The organism is bacterium, assembly GCA_037131655.1.
Classification (GTDB): Bacteria; Armatimonadota; Fimbriimonadia; order Fimbriimonadales; family JBAXQP01; genus JBAXQP01.
The window spans coordinates 1-6,541 of sequence record JBAXQP010000159.1 but is presented as its reverse complement, the minus strand read 5'-3'; the positions used below and the strand labels follow the sequence as shown (position 1 = coordinate 6,541).

Below are 6,541 nucleotides of genomic sequence, written 5' to 3'. Positions count from 1 at the left end.
GTTGCTTTCCCATTGCTCTGACGCACAGCGAACCCTGCAGCGCCGAGAAACATCATCCAACCAAAGAGCCAGTGAAAAGCTTTTGCGGCACTCTGCCCATTTATGGCTAATCCCCACGTATAAAGCATTTCGACCGTACTTGGGAAGTTGCTGTGGTGAATATAGGGGATGTAATAAATCCGTCCAGCTTCAAGATAGAGCTTTGGAACAGCTAGATGATAAGCGATTGTATCCCATTCGCTTGAATCGGCGGGGCTGATTACGCCAAGAAGAGTGATAACTCCAAAAACCAGAAGCCCTAGACCGATTAGAATTCCGCTCAAAGTTGGCCGAGGCGTTTTAATTTCACGAGCAAGTCGGAGAGTTTCAGGAAGACTGAGCAGGATAAAAGTAGCTGTAAACGCCCAAAGCGGCCATTTCAACCCGCCGAGTAAACCCAGGCCAAGAATTCCATATGCAAAAATTCCAAGCCCAAGCGCTCCGGAAAAGGCAATCCTCTCCGGCCAACTCCAGGTCTCTACAACTCCCCGAATAAGCCGATGCCCAAGCCCGATAGCGAATATAAATAAGAACAAAGTTAATAACATTTACCTGCCTATTATCATACACCATCTTCTTATGCGAAAGGCGAAATGGAGAGAAGCAAGAAGCAAGAGGCAAGAAGCAAGATTTCGGATATGAGGCTAAGCTTTTTGTGTCATTGCAAGGATGTTTGTGCCGAAGCAACCTCCTCCTCTTGAGTTATCTGATTCTCTTTCAAAACCTATCACCTCTTCTCATCAGAAGCGTTGGAAGAGTGGGTTTTTGCATCCCAGCCGTGCTGGCCGACCAAGGGGACGAAGACGCAGAAGCCGTGGTTTTTCCACTGAAGATTTCCGCTTTCGTCCTTGTAAACAACCGTTAGGGTTTGCTTGCGCATGGTTCCAACGGGAGCAACTAGGCGGCCTGGTGATTGGAGTTGATCTAAAAGTGGTTGCGGAACATACGGCGCTCCGGCGGTGATTAAAATCCTATCATAAGGCGTTCTTGGAATATAACCTTCAGTGCCGTCTCCGACGATAACCTCAACGTTTTTATAACCTAAATCGTTAAGAAGCGAGCGAGATTTTTCCGCTAAAGCAAGGAGACGGTCGAGGGTAATGATTTCTCCTGCAAGTTCGGCTAGAATAGCGGTTTGATAGCCCGAACCGGTGCCGATCTCCAATATCTTTTCATCCCCGTTGAGTTCGAGCAGTTCGGACATGATAGCAACAATGGCCGGTTGGGAGATGGTTTGTCCTTCACCAATCGGCAGCGCTGAATCGCTATAGGCTTGTGAACGATTACGCTCCGGCACGAAAAGATGGCGGGGGACTTTGCGCATGACCGCTAGAAGCTGTTGGTCGGTAATCCCGCGAGCCTCTATCTGCTCCGTCACCATTCGTTCACGTTGCAAGGAATACGTGTCAAACATGTTCGGTATCCCCAAATGACTCTACGTTTCAGGGCTTATAGAATGAGTTAATTCTTGATGGAGAGTAACGATTAGTGGCTCAAATCCTAAATTTTGCCAAAAGTGAGTTGAGACTGGATTGACTGTATTGTAATGTAGTTGGACGCCGTTCACACGGTGAGATCGGAACCAGCGATTAGCTTGCGCGAAAAGGGCTTTCCCAACCCCTTTGCCTCGAACCGATGCCGTTACTGAGGCTGAGCCAATATAGCCGTAAGTTCCAGGGCTGATGGGACTTGAGCGCTCTTCCTCATTTAATCGATGAAGAACGCAGTGCATCTCTCCGACCACTTTCCCGTTCAATTCGGCTACAAAGATTGCATGGTTGAGGTCAGCAAAGGCGTCATTTAATTCGGCTTGATAAATTGCCTTGAGATCGGCATCAGTTGAGCATCGGGGGTCGATTTCGCGGTGGAATTCAATCATTTCGATACTGAGATCGATAATCGCCTCTCGATCGAGGAGGGAAGCGGCCCTGACTTTACCCTCAAAATCAGGTGGCTCGTAGGGAAGGGCATCACGGTGAGCCATCATAATCCATGAGCGCAAGCCGGCTTCCTAAAGCGCCTTAAGCGTCTCAACCGCAGCAGTGGGGACTGCGATGAACAACGAAGACAGATCAGCTAATGCCTGCGCTTGGTAGGCGCTATCGAGCATATTTTTAATAATGGCGCTGGTATCCAGATAACGATCTACTGCCAGCCATGAACAGAAAGCAAATCGTCGCGGGTAGATCGCCCGAATGACATCGATTTCCGCAATCTGCCGCCGAGCCACCATCAGCATCCCAATTGTATTGTCATCTTGTGAAGCGATCCTGCCGACGATACCTGGCTCTCCTCGCATATCTTGATAAAGCCATTGAAGCTGCCGTTCGAGATCGCGGGGAACCCACAAACGGGGATCTCGATGTCTTATCTCTTTTTCGCAAGCTGTCCAAAACGGAACTACTTTACGAGGAAGGCAGGTTCGAAAATCTAAAATTTGCATAACAGTTCGCAAGTTAATAAGTTCAACTAATATCAGTTTAAGTTTACACGAATATGACTTAGCCGAACCACCCTTCAAGGTTAATGAGCATCGGGTAAACTTTTATGAGTAAGTGAAGCTATATGGCTTTGAAAGAGGAAGAAATGAAGCAAGACGAGAGATATCAGGCATACAAAAGATTATGGCCTAAGCGCATCCCCCACTGGGAACCATTGTCATGTCCCGACGGGATGACCTATTGTACCGGAATTGACTTTTACGAGCACCCCCGCCTTTGCGCATTGAAGATGAATGAGATGTACCCTATGCTCTATGCCGGAGTACCCGATAAGGATGAGCCTATACCGAGGCCTGATCTCGATGGGAAGAGCAACTCCGTTTCCATCGATGAGCATGGTAGGCGTTCAGTTCGATGGGGAGCAAGCACCTCTTCGCACTGGGATTGGGGCATTAAGTTCAAAGATGTGGAAGAAGTGCTTGCCTTTTCGCCGCTTGAACTTGGCGATTTTACAGATTTACCTCTAAACGAAGCTCGGGATTATAGGGACGAAGAGAAACTCTTTCAAGTCTATTCGACGCACTTTCCTGCTGAATGGGGCGGAAAGCTCCCTGAAGGTGAGTGGGAGTACGTTGGCTTCTATAACACAATGATCATGTGGCCGATTCTCACCTTTGGTTGGGAACTGTTTCTTGAGGCTGCATTAGACCCCCGCTTTGAACGTATAATGGACGAGTTCGCGGAAATTAATCGTCGTGTATTTCGAACCTTCACAAGGCTCCCTGTTACACATGTTCTCTGCCATGACGATATCGTCGGATCGCGTGGGCCTTATATGTCACCGGCTTGGATGCGCAAGTTTATCTTCCCACGCTATGAGGAGTTCTGGGGAATATTGCGGGAGGCCGGTAAGGAAGTGATAATGATCACCGACGGTTGTGCCGATGTGTTTGTCGACGATATCTTTGCTTGCGGCGCTGTTGGGATTTTCACCGAGCCTTACACGGATTTCAAAGCAATCGCGCGTAAGCACGAAAATTGCTTCCTGGTCGGCGAAGGAGATAACCGCGTCTTGTGCCGAAACAATCCTGAAGAAATCAAGGCGATGGTCCACAGCATGATAGAAACTTCAAAGATGACTGGCGGCTACATGATGGGCATCGGCAATCACATCCCCTGGAACACCAGCCCAGAAGGCCTCAAGCTTTATCTGGATTTATGTCACGAGTTGGCACACCGATAAGACTAAATGCAAAATGGCAGAGGGGTTTCTGCTGTAATTTATAGCTTTTACAAAGAGACGAAACCAACCCGTAAGGGCTGGTTTCGTCTCTTGCTTATATGTATTGTAGTTTATTAGCTGAGTATTGCCTTTAGATCTTCATCAGGTGTAGTAATAAGCTTCAAGCCAAATCCTTCATTAAGTACCTTAAATACGTTTGGCGTAACAAAAGCTGGTGGTGTAGGTCCAATTCTTATGTTATTGACGCCGAGGTGTAGAAGCGTCAACAGAATAGCAACCGCTTTTTGCTCAAACCACGAAAGAACGATGGAAAGCGGTAGATCATTTACACCGCAATTAAATACTTTTGCAAGCGCCAAAGCAATTTGAATTCCGGAATATGAGTTGTTGCACTGACCGAGATCCAATAAACGCGGTATACCGTCAATTTCACCAAAATCAATGTCGTTGAAACGATATTTCCCACAAGCTACGGTTAAAATAACGCAGTCTTTCGGCACTTTTTGGGCTAATTCCGTAAAGTAGTTGCGTCCGGGCTTTGCGCCATCGCAACCTCCAATAAGGAAGAAATGTTTGATTTTGCCGGCTCTTACTGCCTCGACCACTTTGTCAGCGATGCTGAGAATGACATTGTGATGGAAACCAGTTGGGATAGTATATGCGCCCTCTTGTTCGACAAGCGCAGGTAACTCAAGAGCTTTCTTAATGACAGCCGAGAAATCGCGCCCTTCAATAGGTGTTGATTCTTCTAAACCTGTAATGCTTCGAGTGAAAATACGATTGCCATATGTTGTCTGGCTGGTTAATGGCATCACACAATTAGTAGTCACAACGATAGCGCCTGAGAACTTTTCAAATTCAATGCGCTGATTCTGCCACGCGGTACCATAATTGCCAACTAAGTGTGGATATTTCCTTAATTCAGGATATGAATGTGCGGGAAGCATTTCGCCATGGGTATAGACATTAATGCCAGTGCCTTCAGTTTGCTTGAGAAGTTCTTCCAGGTCAAGTAAGTCATGACCGGTGATAATAATGCCCGGCCCAGCCTTTGTTCCAGTAAATACTGACGCCGGCTCAGGTGAACCGAAGCGATCCACATTAGCTTTATCGAGCACTTCCATGATGCGGTAATTCATTTCCCCGCACTTCATGACCATCTTTAAGTGATCGTCTAAGCTGAAATTGACATTCGTCAGCGTAAAGAATAGTGCGTCGTGCACAAACGCATCCACTTGCTCATCTCTTGCGCCCAATTCACGCGCGTGGTGCGCGTAAGCTGCAATTCCTTTTAATCCAAATACGAGTAAATCTTGAAGACCTGCAATGTCCTCGTTCTTTCCGCAGACACCGAGATTGGTACAACCTGTTCCGTTGGCTGTCTGTTCACATTGGTAGCAAAACATGCCCATAAGCAAAGCTCCTTAGAAGTTTTGCTTAGTATAGCTAAATAAACTTTACAATTGCAAGCTGATGATCTACTTTTTTTGGAAAGCTTATTGACTTCAAGCATTCTGTGCATGGCTTCCAATAACTAGGTGCAGCTGATCATAGGGTAAATTGGATAATACTTCCTATTGGAGGATACAAGATGAAAGTATGCGTAGTAGGCGGGACGGGGAATATTAGCGTTAGTATTGTCAAACTGCTTTTGAAGCAGGGGCATGAAGTGGTCTGCTTTAACCGTGGAACCAGCGGCGACGTGCCTGAAGGGGCAAGGGCTATTCATGGGGATCGCTATGACAGCGAGGCTTTTGAGAAGGCGATACAGGCGGAGAAGTTCGATGCCGCGATTGATATGATTTGTTTTAGTAAAGAGAATGCCCTCAGCAGCATCCGCGCCTTCAGGGGTGTTTCGCACTTCGTGCAGTGCTCGACGGTTTGCACATATGGCATTCAATATGATTATTTTCCAGTGACAGAGGACCATCCCCTCAGGCCGATCACCGGCTATGGGCGCAATAAGGTGGAAGCGGATGGGGTGTTCATGGAAGCCTATTATCGTGAAGGGTTTCCTGTTACTATTATTAAGCCCTCGTCGACTTATGGACCGAAAATGGGCTTATTGCGTCAGGTCTGCTGGGATTTCGGTTCGATTGACAGGGTGCGAAAAGGCAAGCCAATTTTAGTCTGCGGCGACGGCAGCGCTATTCATCAGTTAATGCACGTTGAGGATGCGGCGCTTGCGTTTGCGAATGTGCTTGGTAAGAGCAACTGCCTGGGGCAAACCTACAACATGGTCAACCGTTGGTTTGTAAGCTGGGCTGACTATCACAGAACTGCTATGAAGATTCTAGGTCGCGAAGTGGAGCTAGTCGGTGTGCCATTGGCCGATCTAGTGGCGATGAACGTACCTGATGTTGGGATCTGCAAGGAGATTTTCGCCCACAACACTTACTATAGTCCCGAAAAGCTATTTCGAGACGTCCCCGAATTCCGGCCGGTAATCAGTTTGGAAGAAGGTTTCAGCCGAGTGCTTGAGGCAATGGACAGCGAAGGCCGCATCCCAGATTCGGATAGCACCGATTGGGAAGATAAAGTCATCGCCGCCCAGCGAGAGATACGTAACCTTAGATTCTGATATCCTTTTGTTATAAATTTGTCGAAAAGAAGGATAACTTTTCGGGCATGGCGAATTAATATTAATAATGTTAGTTGGTAAGAGTGTTTAAGGCTAACAATTAAAATTTGTGGAGAGTCACATGAATAAGCGAGATTTGGCACGCGTGTTGATCAGGGTTATAGGTGTTTACCTGATAGCTATTTCTGTATCATTCATCATGGAAACAGTCGTATCTATCATCATTCTATATTATTA

Annotated in this window: 7 protein-coding genes; 2 read left to right on the top strand and 5 right to left on the bottom strand. The window is 47.0% G+C overall.

All coding sequences use genetic code 11. The features are described 5' to 3' along the window. The 4 genes from WCO51_08320 to WCO51_08305 form a co-directional block, all read right to left on the bottom strand. Positions 1–587 (bottom strand): hypothetical protein (locus tag WCO51_08320; protein ID MEI6513263.1); only part of this gene is annotated, 587 nt, incomplete at its 3' end. A 179-nt stretch (positions 588–766) separates the two neighbouring features. Further along, a complete protein-coding gene (locus tag WCO51_08315) occupies positions 767–1,453 on the bottom strand; it encodes a protein-L-isoaspartate(D-aspartate) O-methyltransferase (GenBank protein ID MEI6513262.1) in 687 nt (228 codons plus the stop codon). 21 nt (positions 1,454–1,474) lie between these two features. Next, complete coding sequence (locus WCO51_08310) at positions 1,475–2,041, bottom strand: GNAT family N-acetyltransferase (protein MEI6513261.1); 567 nt, start codon at positions 2,039–2,041, stop codon at positions 1,475–1,477. 9 nt (positions 2,042–2,050) lie between these two features. Next, the gene (locus tag WCO51_08305; protein ID MEI6513260.1) at positions 2,051–2,482 is read right to left on the bottom strand and encodes a hypothetical protein; all 432 of its coding nucleotides are present in this window, start codon (positions 2,480–2,482) and stop codon (positions 2,051–2,053) included. 122 nt (positions 2,483–2,604) lie between these two features. Here WCO51_08305 and WCO51_08300 point away from each other — a divergent pair, with 122 nt between their 5' ends. Continuing rightward, positions 2,605–3,723, top strand: a complete 1,119-nt coding sequence (locus tag WCO51_08300; protein ID MEI6513259.1) for a uroporphyrinogen decarboxylase family protein — start codon at positions 2,605–2,607, stop codon at positions 3,721–3,723. A 113-nt stretch (positions 3,724–3,836) separates the two neighbouring features. Here the strand turns inward: WCO51_08300 and hcp are convergent, their stop codons facing one another. Next, positions 3,837–5,129 carry a hydroxylamine reductase gene (hcp, locus tag WCO51_08295; protein MEI6513258.1) on the bottom strand — a complete coding sequence of 431 codons (1,293 nt, stop codon included), beginning with the start codon at positions 5,127–5,129 and terminating at the stop codon, positions 3,837–3,839. A 185-nt stretch (positions 5,130–5,314) separates the two neighbouring features. On the opposite strand from hcp, the gene WCO51_08290 reads away from it, so the two are divergent. Then, positions 5,315–6,304, top strand: coding sequence for an NAD-dependent epimerase/dehydratase family protein (locus WCO51_08290; protein MEI6513257.1), 990 nt, complete (start codon positions 5,315–5,317; stop codon positions 6,302–6,304). Positions 6,305–6,541: the final 237 nt, after the last annotated feature.

Coding starts and splice junctions, on each gene's coding strand:
- WCO51_08300 (MEI6513259.1), top strand. CDS start 2,605: ATGGCTTTGAAAGAGGAAGAAATGAAGCAAGACGAGAGATATCAGGCA.
- WCO51_08290 (MEI6513257.1), top strand. CDS start 5,315: ATGAAAGTATGCGTAGTAGGCGGGACGGGGAATATTAGCGTTAGTATT.
- hcp (MEI6513258.1), bottom strand. CDS start 5,129: ATGTTTTGCTACCAATGTGAACAGACAGCCAACGGAACAGGTTGTACC.
- WCO51_08315 (MEI6513262.1), bottom strand. CDS start 1,453: ATGTTTGACACGTATTCCTTGCAACGTGAACGAATGGTGACGGAGCAG.
- WCO51_08305 (MEI6513260.1), bottom strand. CDS start 2,482: ATGCAAATTTTAGATTTTCGAACCTGCCTTCCTCGTAAAGTAGTTCCG.